Here is an 18,510-nt window from a genome sequence, read left to right on the forward strand (position 1 = left end):
CGCGCACGGTTCGTGGGTAACGTACCACGTAGTTCAGATCACACGGCAGCCCCGGCCGACCCGTTCCGACATGTGGACAGCGCACGGAAGCGGGCCCCGGACCGGTGTCCGGGGCCCGCTCGTGCCAGCCGTGCGCCGGCCCGCCTGTCGCGGTGCGACGCCGCTGGGAGACATCCCGTGGGCCGCCGCGGCGAGCGGCTCGGCGTCAGGCGCCGGCGGCGCCGTGCGACGCCGCGGTGCCCGCCTCCCGCGGGCGCGCCCCGCGCCCCAGCAGGACGTAGAGCGCCGCACCGGCGACGACGATGAGCAGCGACGTCCACACGTGCACCCGGACGCCGGCAACCATGAGCGCGGGATCCACGCGCAGGAACAGCTCGATCAGCAGCCGCCCCACGCCGTAGTAGACCATGTAGAGCGCGAACAGTCGGCCGTGGGTGTCACGCATCCGGCGGTCGACCAGCAGCAGGAGCACCACGCCCAGCAGGTCCCACAGGCTCTCGTAGAGGAACGTGGGGTGGAACAGGGTGTCCGCCGGGAGCCCCGGGGGGAAGTTCGGGGACGCGGGCGAGATCTGCAGGCCCCACGGCAGGGTGGTGGGTCTGCCGAAGAGCTCCTGGTTGAACCAGTTGCCCCAGCGCCCCACGGCCTGGGCCAGCAGCAGCCCGGGGGCCACGCAGTCCGCGAAGACCGTGAGGGAGAGCCCGTTCCGGCGGGAGACCAGCCAGGCCGCGGCGGCGCCGAACAGCACGGCTCCCATGATGCCCAGACCGCCCTCCCAGATCCGCAGCACGGCCAGCGGATCCGCTCCCGGGCCGAAGTACCCCTGCGGGTCCGTGATCAGCACGTGGTAGGCGCGCGCGCCCACGATGCCCGCGATCACGGCCCAGAAGACGATGTCCCACAGCACGTCCGGATCCTGCCCGCGGGCACGCCAGCGCCGCATGGTGAGCCAGCCGGCCAGCCCCATGCCCACGAGGATGCACAGCGCGTAGAAGTGGATGGTGAGGAATCCCAGGTGGATGCTGCTGACGTCCGGTGAGGGCAGCGCGGCGGGAACCACCAGGGACATCACTCGCGTCCCGCGAGCTGCGCGGTGAGCCGCCCCACGGCCTCGGGACCGCCCTCACCGAGGGCCCGCACGAGAGCGGTTCCCACGATCACACCGTCCGCGTACCGCCCGATCTCCAGGACGTGCTCGCGCGTGGAGACACCCAGTCCCACGCACACCCGCTGCGCCCCGGCGGCCCGGGCGCGGGCCACGACGTCCTCGGCCGCCGAGGACACCCGGTCCCGGGCTCCCGTGACGCCCATGACGGACACCGCGTACAGGAACCCGGAGGCCGCGTGCACGGTCATGTCCATGCGCTCGCGCGTGGTGGATGGCGCCACCAGGAAGATCCGGTCCAGGCCGTGCTCCTCGGACGCCGCGAACCACTCGCCGGCCTCGTCCGGGATCAGGTCCGGGGTGATGATGCCCGCTCCCCCGGCCGCGCTGAGCCGGCGGGCGAACTCGTCCACGCCGGTCTGCAGCACGGGGTTCCAGTACGTCATCACCACGGGCACCGCGTCCGTCTGCTCGGCCACGGCGCGCACCACGGTGAAGACGTCCGAGACGTGGAAGCCGTTGGCCAGTGACTCGGTGGTGGCCGCCTGGATCACCGGTCCGTCCATCACGGGATCCGAGTACGGGATCCCGATCTCGATGACGTCCGCGCCGTTGCGGCCCAGTGCGACGGCGGCGGCCACCGACTCCTCGACGGTGGGGTACCCGGCGGGCAGGTAGCCCACCAGGGCGGGCCGTCCCTCCGCCCGGCACGCCTCGATCCGGCGCGACAGCGCCGAGTCCTCACGGGCGCTCAGGTTCTCGGGGACGATCCGCGCGATCAGTCCCGCGGGCGTGCTCGGTGCTCCGGTGGTGCTCACAGTTTCTCGCCCTTCTGCGCCACGCGCTCCTCGTGGCTGCCGTCCGGCAGCATGTCGAACCACTCCGCGGCCGTGGCCACGTCCTTGTCGCCGCGCCCGGACAGGGACACCACGATGATCTTCTCGGCCGCCGCCTCGGGGCCCAGCTCCGCGACCCACCGCGCGGCCACGTCGCGCGCGCCCGCGAGTGCGTGGCAGGACTCGATGGCGGGGATGATGCCCTCGGTGCGGCACAGCAGCCGGAACGCGTCCATGGCCTGCTCGTCCGTGACGGCCTCGTACTTCACGCGGCCGATCGAGTGCAGGTAGGAGTGCTCCGGACCCACGGCCGGGTAGTCCAGGCCCGCGGAGATGGAGTGGGACTCCACCGTCTGCCCGTCCGTGTCCTGCATGAGGAACGTCCGTGCGCCGTGCAGCACACCGGGACGGCCCAGCGAGATGGTGGCGGCGTGGCGCCCGGTGGACACGCCGTCCCCGCCGGCCTCGTTGCCGTAGAGCTCCACGGCGGGGTCGTCCAGGAAGCCGTGGAAGATCCCGATGGCGTTGGAGCCGCCGCCCACGCACGCGGTCACGGCGTCCGGCAGGCGGCCGGTCTGCTCCAGGATCTGGGCGCGGGCCTCCTCGCCGATCTGCTCGTGGAAGTAGCGGACCATCGCGGGGAACGGGTGCGGCCCCGCGGCGGTGCCGAGCAGGTAGTGGGTGGTGTCCACGGAGGCCACCCAGTCCCGCAGCGCCTCGTTGATGGCGTCCTTGAGGGTGCGCGAGCCGTTGGTCACGGCCACGACCTCGGCACCCAGCAGCCGCATGCGCGCCACGTTCAGCGCCTGACGGCGGGTGTCCTCCTCGCCCATGTACACGCGGCACTCCATGCCGAACAGCGCGGCGGCCGTGGCGGTGGCCACGCCGTGCTGACCGGCGCCGGTCTCGGCGATCAGCCGGGTCTTGCCCATGCGGCGGGCCAGCAGGGCCTGACCCAGCACGTTGTTGATCTTGTGGGAGCCGGTGTGGTTGAGGTCCTCGCGCTTGAGGAACACCCGCACGCCGAGCTCCGCCCCGAAGCGCTCCGCCTCGGTCAGCAGGGAGGGCCGCCCGGAGTAGTCCCGGGAGAGCCGCTTGAACTCCTCCTGGAACTCGTCGTCCGTGCGGGCCTTCTCGAAGGTCTCGCTCAGCTCGTCCAGCGCCGCCACGAGGGACTCGGGCATCCAGCGCCCGCCGAAGTCCCCGAAGTACGGGCCCGGGGCGTGCCGCAGGGACTCGGGCCGCTCCTCCTCGGGTGCCGCGGCCGCCTGCCGGGCCGCGAACTCGGCCTGGGCCGCGGGCGGGGTGGCTCCGTCCAGGAACTCGCCGCGGGCCAGGGCTCCCACCTCACGGAAGCGGGCGATGCGCTGGGCCGGGTCCGCCGCGGTGACCAGGGCCTCGCCGGCCAGCACGGCGTTCGCGCCGTGGCCCGCGTAGAGCCGGATCTGCTCCTCGCCGGCCACACCGGACTCGGCCACGACCACGGCCTCCCGCGGCAGCCGCCGGGCGAGCCGCCCGAACGTGTGGACGTCCACGTCCAGGGTCTTGAGGTCGCGCGTGTTCACGCCGATGATGCGCGCGCCCGCGGCCACCGCGCGGTCGATCTCCTCCTCGGTGTGGGTTTCCACCAGGGCGTGCATCCCCAGGTGGTGGGTGAGCTCGAGCAGCCGTGCCAGGGCGGCGTCGTCGAGGGCGGCCACGATGAGCAGCACCATGTCCGCACCGTGGGCGCGGGCCTCCCACACCTGGTAGTCCGCCACCACGAAGTCCTTGCGCAGCACCGGGATGCCCACGGCGCGGCGCACGGCGTCCAGGTCCGCGAGCGAGCCGCCGAAGCGCCGCTGCTCGGTGAGCACCGAGATGACCGAGGCCCCACCGCGCTCGTACGCCGCAGCGAGCCGCGCGGGGTCCGTGATCTCCGCCAGCGCGCCCTTGGAGGGGCTCGAACGCTTCACCTCGGCGACGACCTGCACCGCGGCGGGATCGGAACCGCGTAGCGCGGCCTCCGCGTCCAGCGCCGGGGTCTGCTCCGCGGCCGCGCGCTGCACCTGCTGCAGGCTCACGGACGCCCTGCGGGTCTCGAGGTCCTCGCGCACCCCCTCGATGATCGTCTCCAGCACCGTGCCGGTGTGCTGCTGCGTCATGTGACTCCCTAGTCTCTCGGTGCGTAGCGGCGCCCGGGGCACCCACCACACTGATGCCGATGACCAGTTCCCCCGTGGGAGGAACTGGTCATCGGTCGATGCATTCGGTTCCGGTCCGCGCCGGCGATCGCAGGGCGGGGATCAGTGGGCGGCGGTCTTGGAACCGCCCTTACCGTAGCCCATGGCCTTGAGCACCGCGCCCACGATCATGCCGACGACGATGAACCCGATGCCCACCACGGTCACGGGCACGGACGCGTTCAGGAATCCCACGCAGCCCACGATGACGCCCACGGTCATCACGGCCACGCAGGCCCAGGCGGCCACGGTGTTGCCGTGCCCCACCGCGGCGGTGTGGTCCAGGATGATCTGATCGGTGTTCGACATGCGTGTCCACTCTCCCGTGCCGGTCGAGCCTGCGGCTCGTGCTGTTCCGTTCTCGCGCGGCACGCGAGCCCGGGTGTTCTCCCGCACCATTGTGCCACTTCCCGGGGCCGCGGGACGGCATCCCGCCCCGCTCACGCCTTTCGGGTGGGGTCCTCGCCGCGGGTCAGTGCGTCCCACGTGTCGATGTCGTCGGCGTGCTCCGCGGCCTGGGTCTCCCCCGCGGCACCCGACGACGCCGCCGCGCCCGCCGTGCTCGCCGCGGTCGCACCGGTGCGCGCGTCCGACGCCCCGCCCGCGTCGGCCCCGGCGCCCGCGTCCCGCCGGTCCCGCGGTGCGGGAGCCCCCGCACCCGTGAGGGCGGCCCGGTCGAAGCGCTGCGTGGCGCGCCGCCGCACCCGCTGGGCCACCAGCACCAGCCACACACCGCACAGGGTCAGCAGGACGGCGGCGGTCACGGCCGCCCACGGCCAGCCGGTCATGGTGTAGTCGCCGCCGCCGTTGATCACTCCCGTCCGGGTCCCCACCGTGGGCTGGGCCGCCGCCCGGGGATCGGCGGTCACGGCGAGCACCGCGATCGCCGCGCCCACCCCGGCGAGCGCCACCACGGCGCCGACGACGGAGCGCAGGATCCGCCCGCCCAGGGCCGAGGCCACGGCGGCCACCGCGGCCACGAGACCGAGGGCCGTGACGGCCGGTGCGGCGTCGGAACCCTTGACGTCCACCGTGATCGGCTGCAGGGACGTGGTGACCGCCGCGTGGATCCAGGCCACGGTGGTGGTGCCGAAGAGCGCGAGCGCGCACAGCAGGGTGATCAGGACGGCGGGCGCGGTACGACGCAGCACGTGGGAGCTCCTCGCGGGGTGGTGCGGTGGCGGTATCACCGCGTGAGCTCGCGCAGCGACTGTGCGAGCAGCGCGGCGCGCAACGGCGCGGTGGCCTTGTTCAGGGATTCCTGGGCCTCGGACTCGGGGTCCGAGTCAGCCACGATACCCCCGCCCGCCTGGACGTAGGCCGTGCCCTCGAGCAGCAGCGCGGTGCGGATGGCGATGGCCATGTCCATGTTCCCGGCGAAGTCCATGTATCCCACCACTCCGCCGTACACGGCACGGCGCAGGGGCTCGTACCCGTCCAGCAGCTGCAGCGCACGGGGCTTGGGCGCGCCGGAGAGGGTTCCGGCGGGGAAGGTGGCGGCCAGGACGTCGTAGGCGCTGACGTCCGCGCGCATCCGGGCCACCACGGTGGAGCACAGGTGCATGACGTGGCTGAAGCGCTCGATCTGCATGAACTCGCTGACGTCCACGCTGCCGGGTTCGGCCACCTTGGAGAGGTCGTTGCGGGCGAGGTCCACGAGCATCAGGTGCTCGGCACGCTCCTTGTGGTCCGCGAGCAGGTCCTGGCCCAGGGCGAGGTCCTCGTCCACGGTGGCACCGCGCGGGCGCGAACCGGCGATGGGGTGGGTCACGGCCTGGCGTCCGGTCACGGTCACGAGCGCCTCGGGCGAGGAGCCCACGATGGAGTAGGGCCTGCCCCCCGCGTCCTCGAAGGAGTAGAGGTACATGTACGGGCTGGGGTTGATCCGACGCAGCGTGCGGTACACGTCCAGGGAGCTCGCGTGGCACTCGGCCTCGAAGCGGCGGGAGACCACCACCTGGAAGACGTCCCCGTCCACGATGGCCTGTTTGCCCCGCTCGATCGCGGACATGAACAGCTCGCGGTCCCAGGACTGCCGGACGGCGGACTCGAGGTCCACCTCCCCGTGGCCGGGCTCGGCCACCGACACCGTGGTGCGCTCCAGCGGGGTGGCCAGCCGCCGGACCATCGAGTGCAGCCGCGCCACGGCGTCGTGGTAGGCGGCGTCCACGTTCTCGTCCGTGCCGTTGACGTTGACCGCGTTGGCGACCAGCAGCACGGAGCCGTCCCTGTTGTCGTGCACGGCCATGTCCGCCACGAGGTTCATGGCGAGCTCGGGAAGCCGCAGGTCGTCCTCGGGCGGGTGCGGCAGCTTCTCCCAGTGCCGCACGGCCTCCCAGCCCACGAATCCCACCATGCCGCTGGTCAGCGGCGGGACGCCCTCGAACGGCTCGGTGTGCAGCAGCTGCATGGTCGCGCGCAGGGCCTCGAGCGGGTCGCCGTCCGTGGGGGCGCCCGCGGGTGCGTCCCCGAGCCAGTGCGCCTGCCCGTCCTTCGCCGTCAGGGTGGCCACGGACCCGGCGCCCACGAAGGAGTACCGGGACCAGACCCCGCCCTCGGCCGCGGACTCGAGCAGGAACGTGCCCGGGCGGGGCGCGCCGTCGCGGGCCACGAGCGCGCGGTAGAGACCCACCGGGGTGAGGGCGTCCGCGAGCACCGTGGTGCGCACCGGGACCACCCGCCGGCCGGCCGCGTGCTCCCGGAACTCCTCCAGGGTGGGGGTGATGGTGCCGAGCTGCTGCATTCAGACCGCCTGTTCCGCGTGAAGGTCCCGATCGTCGAAGCACGTGCGGGTCCCGGTGTGGCATGCCGCGCCGGTCTGGTCCACCCGCACGAGCAGGGCGTCCCCGTCGCAGTCCAGGTGCACGGAGTGCACGCGCTGGACGTGGCCGGAGGTGTCCCCCTTGCGCCAGTACTCCTGGCGGGAGCGGGACCAGAAAGTGACCCGGCCCTCGGTGAGGGTGCGGTGCAGCGCCTCGTCGTCCATCCAGCCCAGCATGAGCACCTCGCCGGTGTCGTGCTGCTGGACCACCGCGGCCACGAGCCCGGCGGGATCCCGCTTGAGCCGGCGGGCGATGTCCGGGTCCAGACCCGGGGCGGTGGCTCCGCCCGCGGGGCCCGTCACGGGGGTGTCCTGCCCCGCGCTCACCGGCGCACCTCGTACCCGGCGGCGCGCAGGGCGGCCTTGACGTCCGCGATCGCGTTGGTGGGCCCGAAGTGGAACACCGACGCCGCCAGTACGGCGTCCGCCCCGGCCGCCACCGCGGGCGGGAAGTGCTCGGGGGACCCCGCACCGCCGGACGCGATCAGGGGCACGCCCACGACCTCGCGCACCGCGGCGATCAGCTCCAGGTCGAAGCCCTCACGCGTGCCGTCCGCGTCCATGGAGTTGAGCAGGATCTCCCCCACCCCGCGCTCCGCCGCCTCACGGGCCCAGTCCAGGGCGTCGCGGCCCGTGAGCGTGCGGCCACCGCGGGTGGTGACCTCGAAGCCGGACGGGGTGCTGCCCGTGCGCCTCGCGTCCAGGGACAGCATGAGTACCTGGCTCCCGAAGTGCCGGGTGATCTCGTCGATGACCTCGGGGCGGTCCACCGCGGCCGTGTTGACGGACGCCTTGTCCGCGCCGCAGCGCAGCAGCCGGTCCACGTCCGTCACGGAGCGCACCCCACCGCCCACGGTCAGCGGGATGAACACCTTCTCCGCGGCGCGGGCCACGACCTCGAACACGGTGTCCCGCTCGGCCGAGGACGCGGTGACGTCCAGGAACGTGAGCTCGTCCGCACCGGCGAGGTCGTACCGCGCGGCGAGCTCCACGGGGTCTCCCGCGTCGCGCAGGTTCTCGAAGTTCACGCCCTTGACCACGCGTCCGGCGTCCACGTCCAGACACGGGATGACCCGTACCGCCACACCCATAGCTGCTGTCCTCACTGCTCGTGCTGCTGCTCGCCGCCCCGCCCGCGCCGCCGCGGCGGCGCTGCCGGGGCTCAGATCCGCGCGGCCTGGATGGGTGAGACCAGGATGGCCCGGGCACCCACCTCGTACAGCGCGTCCATGACCTTGTTCGTGTCGCTCTTGCGCACCATGGCACGCACGGCCACGGCGCCGTCGTGGCCCAGCGGGGAGATGGTGGGGCTCTGCATCCCCGGGGTGATCTCCGTGGCCGCCGCGAGCAGCTCCTCGCGGATGTCGTAGTCCATCATCACGTACTGCCGCGCCACGAGCACCCCCTGCAGCCTGCGCCGCAGCACGCTCAGCCCCTCGGGCTCCGGTTCGTCGCCGCGGCGGATCAGCAGCGCCTCGGAGCGCATGATGGGCTCGTCGAAGATCTCCAGCCCCGCCGCGCGCAGGGTGTTGCCGGTCTCCACGACGTCCGCGATGGCGTCCGCGACGCCCAGCCGGATGGCGGACTCCACGGCACCGTCCAGTCGCACGACCTCGGCGTGGACACCGCACTCCCGCAGGTGCCGCTCCAGCAGCACCTGGTAGCTGGTGGCGATGCGCCTGCCCTCCAGGTCCCGCACAGAGCCGAACTGCCCCACCGGGCCGGCCAGGCGGAACGTGGAGCGCGCGAAGTCCAGGCCCAGTTCCTCGGCGGCCTCCGCGCCGGAGTCCAGGAGCAGGTCACGGCCCGTGATCCCGAGGTCCAGGGTGCCCCCGCCCACGTAGATCGCGATGTCCCGGGGGCGCAGGTAGAAGAACTCCACACCGTTGTCGCCGTCCACCAGGACCAGCTCGCGGCTGCTGCGCCGCTGCCGGTAGCCGGCCTCGGTGAGCATGGTGATGGCGGACTCGGACAGCGCACCCTTGTTGGGCACGGCGACTCGCAGCATGACGTTCCTTTCCGCGGTGCGGATTCTGGGGCGGGACACGACGCGTGCACCGGCGCACGGCCTCACGGTCCGGGCGCGGTGGGCGCGGCGGTCAGAGGTGCTTGTAGACGTCCTCGAGGCTCATGCCCTTGGCGATCATCATGACCTGCAGGTGGTAGAGCAGCTGGGAGATCTCCTCGGCGGCCTCGGCGTCCGACTCGTACTCGCACGCCATCCAGACCTCCGCGGCCTCCTCGACGACCTTCTTGCCGATCCCGTGCACCCCGGAGTCCAGTTCCCTGACGGTCTTGGAGCCCTCGGGGCGCTGCGCGGCCTTGGCGCTGAGTTCGGTGAAGAGGTCGTCGAAGGTTTTCACCCCTCCAGGGTACTGCGTGTGTGCCGGGCTCCCGAATGCGGCCGCGGCCGCCGTGGGGGTGCGGCAGGGGCGCGGGCACCTCCGCCGGTTCCGGTGTGGCTCAGCGGTCCAGCTCCCGCAGGGTGAGGGCCGTGCTGAGCGCGGCGTGGGCCGCCTCGTACCCCTTGTCCTCGTGGGATCCCTCCAGCCCGGCGCGGTCCAGACCCTGCTCCTCGGTGTCGCACGTGAGCAGCCCGAAGCCCACGGGGGTGCCCGTGCGCACGGAGACCTCGGTCAGCCCGGAGGTCGCCGCGTGGCACACGTAGTCGAAGTGCGGTGTCCCGCCCCGGATCACGACGCCGAGCGCGACCACCGCGTCCACGGTCCCCGCGAGCCGCGCGGCCGCCACGGGCAGCTCGAAGCTGCCGGGCACGCGCACCTGCACCACGTCGCCGGTGCCCGCCTCCGCGAGCGCGCGCAGGGCGCCGTCGAGCAGCCCGTCCATGATGGTGGTGTGCCAGCTCGCGGCCACCACGGCCACGCGCAGCCGCGAGGCGTCGAGGTCCGCGGCGTTGCTCTCGGGTGCTCCGTGTCCGCTCATGATGTCTCTCCTGGGGTGAGGTGGGTCAGGTGGTGGTGCATGCGGTCGCGCTTGGTGCGCAGGTAGTGCAGGTTCTCGGTGCGGGCGTGCACCTCGTGGGGGATCACGTCCGTGACGGTGATGCCGAGGGACTCGAGCTTGCTGACCTTGTCCGGGTTGTTGGTGAGCAGCCGGACGGAGCTCAGCCCCATGGCCGTGAGGATGCGCGCCGCGGCCGTGTAGTCGCGGGCGTCCGCGGGCAGTCCGAGCATGGTGTTGGCGTCCACGGTGTCGGCACCCTCGTCCTGGAGCTTGTAGGCCCGCAGCTTGTTGATGAGCCCGATCCCGCGGCCCTCGTGGTTGCGCAGATAGAGCACCGTGCCGCCGTGCTCCGTGATCCGCTCCAGCGCCAGGTGCAGCTGCGGTCCGCAGTCGCAGCGCCAGGAGCCGAACACGTCCCCGGTGAGGCACTCGGAGTGCAGACGCACCAGCGGCGGGAGGTCCTCCTCCCCCGGCGGTGCGGGTGCGGACAGGGACACGTGCTCCGTGGCGGGGGCGCCCGATGGCTCGGGCACGCGCCAGCCGATCACCGAGAACGTGCCGTACTCGGAGGGCACGGTCACCGGCTCGGAGTGCTCGAGCTCGTCCTGCGCGGGTGCGCGGTCGTCGGCTGCGCTCATGCGGTGCGGCCCCGGCCGTCGCCGTGCGCGTCGTCCGGCGCGGCCACGGGGGCGGGATCGGCGGCGTCGAGGTGGGAGATCAGGTCCGCGATGCTGATCATCACCAGTCCGTGCTCGTCCGCGAAGCGGCGCAGGGCGGGCGCGCGGCGGGGCTGGCCGGCGTCGTCGACGACCTCCGCGATCGCACCCACGGGCTCGCACCCGGCCAGGCGGGCGAGCTCCACGGCGGCCTCGGTGTGACCGGCGCGTTCGCGGACACCGCCGGGCACCGCGCGCAGCGGCAGGATGTGGCCGGGGCGGGTGAGGTCCGCGCCCGAGGTGCCGGGCAGCGCGAGCAGCCGGGTGGTCAGCGCGCGGTCCCGTGCGCTGATGCCGGTGGTGATGCCCACGCGGGCGTCGCACGTGACGGTGTAGGCCGTGCCCTTGGCGTCCTCGTTGTGGGCGGTCATGGGCGGCAGTCCCAGGTGGTCCGCGCGCTCACCGGTCATGGGAACGCACACCACCCCGGAGCTGTGGCGCACGGTGAAGCCCAGCAGCGGCGCGGTGGCGTGCTGGGCCGCGAAGACCAGGTCGCCCTCGTTCTCCCGGTCCTCGTCGTCCACGACCACCACGGCCGCGCCGGAGGCGATCGCGGCCACCGCGTCCGCCACGGGGTCCAGGCGCACGGCGTCCGACGCCGCCGGGGCCGCGTAGGAGGCCAGCCGCTCGGCGTACTTGGCCAGCACGTCCACCTCGAGGTTCACGCGGTCCCCCGGCGCGCGCGTGCCCAGCGTGGTGGCGCGCAGCGTCTCGGGGATCACACCCACCTCGAACCACGCCCGCGGTTCCGCGGGCGCGTTGACCGCGGTCACGGTGAGGGACACGCCGTCCACGGCGATCGAGCCCTTGACCGCGATGTAGCGGGCCAGTTCCGCGGGCACCGCCACGCGCACGGTGTCCCACCCGGTGTGCCGTTCCCGGGAGACCAGCGTTCCCACGCCGTCCACGTGGCCCTGCACCACGTGTCCGTCCAGGCGCTGTCCGGCGGCCGTGCAGCGCTCCACGTTCACGGACTCCCCGTCCCGCAGCTCGCCCAGCGTGGTGAGCCGCAAGGTCTCGCCCATGACGTCCGCGGTGAAGTCCGCGGTCTGCCCGTCCGCGGCCGGGACGGCGGTGAGGCACACCCCGTTCACGGCCAGGGACCCGCCGTGGGGCAGGTCCGCCACGAGGGGTCCCGCGCTCACGTGGAGGCGGGCAGCGTCGTGCGCCAACCGTTCCACACGATCCACGGTGGCCTGGGCTTCTACGATTCCGGTGAACACTGGTAGCTCCTCAGGGTCTGTGATGGGGGCGGGCGGCCCGCGGCGGCGGCGTCGCCCCGGTGGGCTGTCGCGCCGCGGCTGCGTGCCGATCACGCGTCGCGGTCCGCGCCCGCACTGGTTTCGGGGTGGCCGCTCACGGCACGGCCGACGGGCCGCCCGGTGGCTGGGCGGGCCCGCGGGACACCGGGCGCAGGTGCCAGCGGAGGTCCCTCCCCACGGCCGCCACCGGCGCGTCGCCGCCCGGCACGCCCACGGGGTCGCCGCGCCACGACGACGCCGCCGCGAGCGTCCCGATGCCCAGGCCCGCCACCGACGCCGGGCCGTCCCCGAGCAGCAGCGGTGCCTGGTGGAGCACGAGCTCGTCCACGAGGTCCGCGGCGAGGAACGCGGCGGCCACGGTGGGTCCGCCCTCCACGAGCACGTGGGACACGCCCAGGGCGTGCAGCCGGTCCAGCGCCGCACGGGGGTCGTGGGTGGGCAGGTGCACGAACCGGTCGTCGCCGGCGCCCGGGCCGCGGCGCACCCGCGCGTGGTCCGGGACCGGTCGGGTGGACATGACGGCGCGCAGGGGCTGGCGCTCCAGCAGCGTGCCGTCCGGGGCCCTGGCCGTGAGCGAGGGGTCGTCGGTGCGCAGCGTGCCGCCGCCCACCAGGACGGCGTCCACGCGGGTGCGGATGGCGTGGCCCTCGGCGCGTGCGGCGGCGCCCGTGATCCACTGGCTCGTGCCGTCCGCGGCGGCCACCCGGCCGTCCAGTGTCTGGGCGAGCTTCAGGGTCACGAACGGTCGGGACTGCTCCTGGGCCAGGAACCAGCGGTCGTTGAGCTCCAGCGCCTCGTCCGCCAGCAGCCCGTGGCGCACCTCCACGCCCTGGGACGCGAGCCACGCCGCGCCACCGTGGGCAGCATCGGTGCGATCGCCCACGGCGTGGACCACCCGTGGGATCCCGGCCTCCAGGATGGCGCGCGAACACGGTCCGGTCCGGCCCGTGTGGTGGCAGGGTTCCAGCGTCACCACCATGGTCGCGTCCGCCAGGGAGGTCCCGGCCGCACGGGCCCGACGCAGCGCGTCCACCTCCGCGTGGTCGGTGCCCGCGCCGCGGTGGTGGCCCACGTGCAGGAGTTCACCGGACGCGCTCACCAGGGCGGCGCCCACCACGGGGTTCGCGCCGCGGACACCCAGCCGCGCGGCCGCCAGCGCCGCGCGCATGGCGTGCTCCTCCGCGGCGGTGAACGTGCTCCCGGCAGAAGCCGTTGCACCGGGGACGGGGACCGCGGCGCCTGCCCGGTCCCCGGGGACGTCGTGGGCCGTGACCGGGGCGGAGCCCGGTGTGCCGGGGACCGGCGTGGTGGACCCCGGCTCGGCGGCGTCGTCGCGGGAGGTGTGGTCGTGGGAGGTGGGCGTCATCGGTGCTTCTCCCCCACGGAGAGCTGCAGGTCCGGGAACCCCGTGCCGATGGTCGCGGCCCTGCGCTGGCGCGTGGTGACCCGCCACCACACGAAGAACCCGGCGAGCGTGAAGGCCCCGTAGAACACGTACATCAGCCCGGACGCGTAGTAGCCGGCGGAGAAGAGCAGGGGCACGCCCACGAGGTCCACGGCCACCCAGAACAGCCAGAACTCCACCCAGCCCCTGGCCATGCCGAGAGTGGCCAGCAGGGAACCCGTGAAGATCCAGGCGTCCGCCCACACGGGCTCGTAGGAACCCAGGGCGCGGAAGACGGGGGTGAGCACCGCGGTGCCCATGAGCATCGCGATCACGAGCAGCAGCCGCTGCCGACCGCTCGCCCAGCGCGGGGTGACGGCCTCCTGCGCGGAGCCGCGGGACCGGCGCCACTGCACCCACCCGTACACCGAGACGGCGATGAACATGATTTGGCGCCCGGCCTGGCCCAGCAGGTTCACGGGATTGGGGGTCTCGAAGACCGCACCCAGGAAGACGGTGAGGAGGATGGCGTTGCCCACGATGCCCACGGGCCACGCCCAGACTTTGCGGCGCATGCCGCCCAGGGCCGAGAGCAGGCCGAACACGTTGCCGAGCACCTCTCGCCACAGGATGAACCCGTCACCCACGCGCAGCTGCGCGTCGAACAACCAGCGCAGAACGTCCACGGTGTCTCCTCTCACCCGCCACGATCGGTGGTTCCGGGGAGCAGGACGCACGCCCACGGACGACGCCGTGCGGCGGGCAGCGGCGCGGGAGCCGGCACGACGCACCCGGTCGTCGGGCGCGCCGCCGCGGGACCGCGACGCTCACGTGTGCCTTCCATCCAGACTGTACTGTCGGCACCGGAATTCCACCGGTTCGGCCGTGCACCCCGTGCCGTTCCCCGCCGGCCCGTACCCGGGCCGGTCGCGGCAACTCGCACGGTGTTCACGGTTCGCGGACTGTCACCGCCGGTTCGGAATTCCACCGACCCCGGAACACGTTGCAGGCCACATTATGCCACGCCACGGAGCGCGCTCTCGCGAGCCCGGGCGCCGGGCCACGTCGCAGCCGGCGGGCTCAGGCCGTGTGACGGCGCGCGGTGTCCCGCAGGGCGGCGATGGCCGCGGCGGGGTCCTGCGCCCCGTAGACGGCGGAGCCCGCCACGAACGTGTCCGCCCCGGCCTCGGCCGCGCGCACGATGGTCTCCTCGGTGATCCCGCCGTCCACCTGCAGCGCCACGGTGCCGCCGTGCGCCTCGACCGCCGCCGCCGCACGACGCAGCTTGGGCAGGGTGACGTCCAGGAACGACTGGCCGCCGAATCCCGGCTCCACCGTCATGATCAGCAGCATGTCCAGCTCCGGGAGCAGGTCCAGGTACGGCTCCACGGGCGTCGCGGGGCGCACCGCCAGACCGGCCTTCGCACCCGCGGAGCGCAGTTCGCGGGCCAGCTTGACCGGGGCCTTCGCGGCCTCCGCGTGGAAGGTCACGGACGCGCACCCGGCCTCGGCGTAGGCGGGGGCCCAGCGGTCCGGGTCCTCGATCATCAGGTGCATGTCCAGGGGGACGGGGCTGACCCGCTGCAGCCGCTCCACCACGGGCAGCCCCAGCGTGAGGTTGGGGACGAAGTGGTTGTCCATCACGTCCACGTGCGCGGCGTCCGCGTCCGAGATGCGCTGCAGCTCCTCTCCCAGCCGCGAGAAGTCGGCGGAGAGGATGGACGGGTGGATGTCGCAGCGGGTCATGGGTGCCTCCTGGGGAGCTGGTGGGTGGGCCCGCGGGCCGGGTCGGGGCCGCGGGGTGGTGCGGGGCCGCAGGGTGGTGCGGGGCCGGCCGGTCACGCCCGTTTGCGCAGCGCGACCATGTACATGGCGTCCGTGCCGTGCACGTGCGGCCACAGCTGGACGGCCGTGCCGCCGCCGGGGACGTCGTGACCGGCCGCACGGGCGCCGTCGAACGCGCCCGGCAGGGCCGCCTGCCCGGCGAGCCGCGCGGTGTCCAGGACCGCCACGTCCGTGCGCCGCTCCAGCAGGTCGTGCAGGACGTCGTGGGTCTCGGCCGTGTGGGGCGAGCACGTGGCGTACAGCACCACGCCGCCGGGCCGGGTGGCGTCCAGGGCGGCGGCGAGCAGCTCGCGCTGGACGCCCGCCAGGTTCGCGACGTCCGACGGCGTGCGCCGCCACCGCGCCTCGGGCCGCCGGCGCAGCGCGCCCAGCCCGGTGCAGGGGACGTCCACGAGCACGCGGTCGAAGGCGTCCGCGTGCCGCGACGGGATCTCCCGCGCGTCCCCGGTGCGCACGTCCCACGCCTCACGGGGCACGGGCGCGAGCGACTGCCGCACGAGGTCGCTGCGGTGCTCGCTGACCTCGTTGGCGAGCAGGGAGGCGCCCCGCTGGTGCGCGAGCGCCGCGAGCAGGGCGGCCTTGCCCCCGGGGCCGGCGCACAGGTCCGCCCAGTGCCCGGTGTCGTCGGCCACGGGTGCCGCCGCGAGCACCCGTGCCACGAGCTGCGAGCCGGCGTCCTGGACCCGCACCACGCCCTCCCGCGTGCCGGGCACGCGGTGGACGTCGCCCCCGCCGCTCACGGCGCTGTCCGCCACGAGGTCCCCGGGCTCCGCGCCCGCGTCGAGGACGGGAGCGAGGTCGCCGAGACCGGGCAGTGCCACGAGGTGCACCCGCGGCGCCTCGTTGTCCGCCTCCAGCAGAGCGGTGATCTCCTCGGGGTCACGCCCGGTGGCGCGCAGCGCACGGCGCAGCGCCCGGATCTCCCACACCGGGTGGGCGTGACGGATGCCCATGCGCCGCCACTCGTCCGGCTGCTCCGCCGAGAGGTGCTCCAGCCACTCCTCCTGGGTCCGACGTGCCACCTTGCGCAGCACGGCGTTGACCAGGCCCGCGGGTCCCTGCCCGATCTCACCGCGCACCAGGCCCACCGTGGCGTCCAGCGCCGCGTGGTCGGGCACGCGCATCGCGAGCAGCTGGTGGGTCCCCAGGCGCAGGGCGTCCAGCACCGCGGGATCCAGCTGCTCCAGCGGGCGGTCCACGCACTGCGCCAGCACCGCGTCCCACGTGCCGCTCCAGCGCATGGCGCCGTACGCGAGTTCCGTGGCGAAGGCGGCGTCGCGCCGGTCCAGGCGATGCTCCCGCACGAGCCCGGGCAACACCAGGTTCCCGTACGCGTCCTCGGAGTTCACCGCTCGCAGCGCCCGGAACGCGGTCAGCCGCGCCGGATCCGACTGCCGACGCCGCTGTCCCGGGGTCTGCGCCGAGAACGACCGCTCGTGCTGGGACCGGCGGTTGCGCTCGTGCCCCTGGGTGTTGCGACGGGAGCCGTCCCGGGGCCGGTCACGCCGCTCTCCGGCGTCGCGGCGCTCGGCGGCGCGGCCCCGGCCGCTGCGGGCGCCCTGGCCGTCACGGTCCCCCGCGCCACGGGGGTCGGGGATCCCGGATCGAGCGTCCGGTCCGCGCCGGCCCCGCGCGGCACCTCCGCCGCGGGGCCCTGCGCCCCCGCCCGGACCCCGCCGGGGTCGACCGCCGCGCCCGCCGGATGCGGCACCGTTGTCGTGCTGTTCGTCCCGGCTCATGCGAAGGCCACCCGTTCCACGTGTTGTTTGCCGCGGGCCCAGTCCAGGGCCGCCATGGGCTTCTTCCCTCCGGGCTGCACGCGGGTCAGCTCCACCGCGTAGGACCCGGTTCCCGCGTACACCCGCTTCTCCCGGATCTCCACGTGCCCGGGGGCGATCCCGGTGACACCCGGGGCCGGGACCACCCGCTCGAGCTTGAGCCGCTGGCCCTCGCACTCCGTCCACGCGCCCGGCTCCGGGGTCACCCCGCGCACGTGGTGCGCCACGGCCACCGCAGGATGCGTCCAGGTGATGCGCGCCTCCTGGCCCGTGAGCTTGGGCGCGAGGCTGGCCTCCCCGCTCTGCGGCCGGGGAACCACCGCGCCGGTGGCCACCCCGAGCAGCGACTCGGCCAGCAGCGGGGAGCCCGCGTGGGCGAGGCGGTCCAGGACGGATCCCGCGGTGTCGTCGTCGCGCACCTCGTCCGTGAGGGTGCCCACCACGGGCCCGGTGTCCATGCCCTCGTCCAGGACGAAGGTGGAGGCTCCCACCACGCGGTCACCGGCCATCAGGGCGCGCTGCACCGGGGCGGCCCCGCGCCACTGGGGCAGCAGCGAGAAGTGCAGGTTGATCCACCCGTGCTCGAAGAGCTCCAGCGCGGGACGGGGCAGCAGCGCACCGTAGGCGACCACCGCCCCGATCCGGGCGCCGGTGGCCGCCAGGGCTTCGCGGGCCGGTGCGGTGACGCGGTTGGCCTTGACCACGGGAAGGCCGAGCTCCTCCGCACGGCGTCCCACTGCGGAGGGGGTCAGCACCCTCCTGCGTCCCACGGGGGCGTCCTCGCGGGTCAGCACGGCGGCGATCCGCAGCCGCGGGTCCGCGTGCAGCGCCTCGAGCGGTAGCACCGCGGTCTCCGGGGTGCCGGCGTAGACGATGCTGAGGGGTTCCGGGTTCATCGCGCACCCCCGCGGCCGGAGCCGGATCCGGTGGCGCGCGGTGCGCCGTGGGCCCGGGCCGTGCGGGTGAAGGCGGTTCCCGCCGCCGAGAACGCATGCTGCCCCGGAACGGTCTGCGGGGCGGCCCCGCGCTGCTCGTCCCGCTCCCGCGCGATCCTGACGGCCGACTCCTCGAAGGCGGCACTGCGCAGCTGCCGCATGGCGTCCCTGCGCTCCTCGCCCACGAGGCGGTCCACGTACAGCCTCCCGAACAGGTGGTCGGTCTCGTGCTGGAAGCACCGGGCCAGCAGGCCCATGGCCTCCCGGTGCACGGGCTCGCCGTGCATGTCCACACCGTGGATCACCGCGCGGTCCATCCGGGGGGTCTCGTAGGAGAGCCCGGGGACGGAGAGGCAGCCCTCGCCGCCCTCCTGGGGTTCTTCCCCCACCGTCAGGCGGGGATTGACCACGTGGCCCTCGTCCCCGTGGATCCCCCACGTGAAGATCTGCAGCCCCACACCCACCTGCGGGGCGGCGAGACCGACACCGCCCACGGCGTACATGGTCTCGAGCATGTCGCGGACCAGGGTCCGCAGGGACTCGTCGAACTGCGTGACCTCGTGCGCGGGGGTCCGCAGCACCGGGTCCCCGATGGTCCGAATGCGCAGAATACTCACCGTGGGATGCACTCCTAGCGTGGCT

The 18,510-nt window shown here is 74.1% G+C and carries 19 protein-coding genes and 1 riboswitch; all 19 genes read right to left on the bottom strand.

The genetic code is table 11. The annotated features are described in order from the left end of the window. Positions 1–205: 205 nt before the first annotated feature. The 19 genes from lgt to def all read right to left on the bottom strand — a co-directional run bounded on the left by lgt (position 206) and on the right by def (position 18,485). Complete coding sequence (lgt, locus tag C1C97_RS02120; protein ID WP_110918977.1) at positions 206–1,069, bottom strand: prolipoprotein diacylglyceryl transferase; 864 nt, start codon at positions 1,067–1,069, stop codon at positions 206–208. After that, a complete protein-coding gene (gene trpA / locus C1C97_RS02125) occupies positions 1,069–1,860 on the bottom strand; it encodes a tryptophan synthase subunit alpha (RefSeq protein WP_110919020.1) in 792 nt (263 codons plus the stop codon). The genes lgt and trpA overlap by 1 nt, the downstream gene beginning before the upstream one ends. Positions 1,861–1,919: 59 nt before the next feature. Continuing rightward, positions 1,920–4,085, bottom strand: a complete 2,166-nt coding sequence (locus C1C97_RS02130; RefSeq protein WP_110918976.1) for a bifunctional phosphoribosylanthranilate isomerase/tryptophan synthase subunit beta — start codon at positions 4,083–4,085, stop codon at positions 1,920–1,922. A gap of 141 nt (positions 4,086–4,226) precedes the next feature. Further along, on the bottom strand, positions 4,227–4,472 hold the full coding sequence (locus C1C97_RS02135; protein WP_110918975.1) for an HGxxPAAW family protein: 246 nt from the start codon (positions 4,470–4,472) through the stop codon (positions 4,227–4,229). Positions 4,473–4,603: 131 nt separating this feature from the next. Next, the gene (locus tag C1C97_RS02140; RefSeq protein WP_121029853.1) at positions 4,604–5,314 is read right to left on the bottom strand and encodes a Trp biosynthesis-associated membrane protein; all 711 of its coding nucleotides are present in this window, start codon (positions 5,312–5,314) and stop codon (positions 4,604–4,606) included. A gap of 35 nt (positions 5,315–5,349) precedes the next feature. After that, positions 5,350–6,906 carry an anthranilate synthase component I gene (locus C1C97_RS02145; RefSeq protein ID WP_110919862.1) on the bottom strand — a complete coding sequence of 519 codons (1,557 nt, stop codon included), beginning with the start codon at positions 6,904–6,906 and terminating at the stop codon, positions 5,350–5,352. Beyond that, complete coding sequence (gene hisI, locus C1C97_RS02150; protein WP_110919881.1) at positions 6,907–7,287, bottom strand: phosphoribosyl-AMP cyclohydrolase; 381 nt, start codon at positions 7,285–7,287, stop codon at positions 6,907–6,909. A gap of 20 nt (positions 7,288–7,307) precedes the next feature. Then, positions 7,308–8,075, bottom strand: coding sequence for an imidazole glycerol phosphate synthase subunit HisF (hisF, locus tag C1C97_RS02155; RefSeq protein ID WP_110919863.1), 768 nt, complete (start codon positions 8,073–8,075; stop codon positions 7,308–7,310). A 71-nt stretch (positions 8,076–8,146) separates the two neighbouring features. Continuing rightward, a complete protein-coding gene (gene hisG / locus C1C97_RS02160; protein WP_110919864.1) occupies positions 8,147–8,992 on the bottom strand; it encodes an ATP phosphoribosyltransferase in 846 nt (281 codons plus the stop codon). 91 nt (positions 8,993–9,083) lie between these two features. After that, the gene (locus C1C97_RS02165) at positions 9,084–9,347 is read right to left on the bottom strand and encodes a phosphoribosyl-ATP diphosphatase (protein WP_110919865.1); all 264 of its coding nucleotides are present in this window, start codon (positions 9,345–9,347) and stop codon (positions 9,084–9,086) included. A gap of 100 nt (positions 9,348–9,447) precedes the next feature. Further along, positions 9,448–9,927, bottom strand: a complete 480-nt coding sequence (gene ribH, locus C1C97_RS02170) for a 6,7-dimethyl-8-ribityllumazine synthase (protein ID WP_121029854.1) — start codon at positions 9,925–9,927, stop codon at positions 9,448–9,450. Beyond that, positions 9,924–10,586 (bottom strand): GTP cyclohydrolase II, encoded by a 663-nt coding sequence (gene ribA / locus C1C97_RS02175; RefSeq protein ID WP_110919867.1) that lies wholly within the window; start codon positions 10,584–10,586, stop codon positions 9,924–9,926. Before ribA ends, ribH begins: the two co-directional genes overlap by 4 nt. After that, positions 10,583–11,887 (bottom strand): 3,4-dihydroxy-2-butanone-4-phosphate synthase, encoded by a 1,305-nt coding sequence (gene ribB / locus C1C97_RS02180; protein WP_121029855.1) that lies wholly within the window; start codon positions 11,885–11,887, stop codon positions 10,583–10,585. Before ribB ends, ribA begins: the two co-directional genes overlap by 4 nt. A 133-nt stretch (positions 11,888–12,020) precedes the next feature. Beyond that, the gene (gene ribD / locus C1C97_RS02185; protein WP_233542665.1) at positions 12,021–13,292 is read right to left on the bottom strand and encodes a bifunctional diaminohydroxyphosphoribosylaminopyrimidine deaminase/5-amino-6-(5-phosphoribosylamino)uracil reductase RibD; all 1,272 of its coding nucleotides are present in this window, start codon (positions 13,290–13,292) and stop codon (positions 12,021–12,023) included. Further along, complete coding sequence (gene pnuC, locus C1C97_RS02190; protein WP_110919869.1) at positions 13,289–13,996, bottom strand: nicotinamide riboside transporter PnuC; 708 nt, start codon at positions 13,994–13,996, stop codon at positions 13,289–13,291. Before pnuC ends, ribD begins: the two co-directional genes overlap by 4 nt. 142 nt (positions 13,997–14,138) lie before the next feature. Continuing rightward, positions 14,139–14,315, bottom strand: a riboswitch (FMN riboswitch). A 75-nt stretch (positions 14,316–14,390) separates the two neighbouring features. Next, a complete protein-coding gene (gene rpe, locus C1C97_RS02195) occupies positions 14,391–15,056 on the bottom strand; it encodes a ribulose-phosphate 3-epimerase (protein WP_110919870.1) in 666 nt (221 codons plus the stop codon). A gap of 92 nt (positions 15,057–15,148) precedes the next feature. Continuing rightward, complete coding sequence (locus C1C97_RS02200; protein WP_121029856.1) at positions 15,149–16,894, bottom strand: RsmB/NOP family class I SAM-dependent RNA methyltransferase; 1,746 nt, start codon at positions 16,892–16,894, stop codon at positions 15,149–15,151. After that, positions 16,891–17,829, bottom strand: a complete 939-nt coding sequence (locus C1C97_RS02205; RefSeq protein ID WP_110919872.1) for a methionyl-tRNA formyltransferase — start codon at positions 17,827–17,829, stop codon at positions 16,891–16,893. Before C1C97_RS02205 ends, C1C97_RS02200 begins: the two co-directional genes overlap by 4 nt. Continuing rightward, positions 17,826–18,485, bottom strand: a complete 660-nt coding sequence (gene def, locus C1C97_RS02210; RefSeq protein ID WP_110919873.1) for a peptide deformylase — start codon at positions 18,483–18,485, stop codon at positions 17,826–17,828. The genes C1C97_RS02205 and def overlap by 4 nt, the downstream gene beginning before the upstream one ends. Positions 18,486–18,510 lie beyond the last annotated feature (25 nt).

Origin of the sequence: Kocuria tytonis, assembly GCF_003226895.2 — a bacterium.
Taxonomy (GTDB): Bacteria; Actinomycetota; Actinomycetes; order Actinomycetales; family Micrococcaceae; genus Kocuria; species Kocuria tytonis.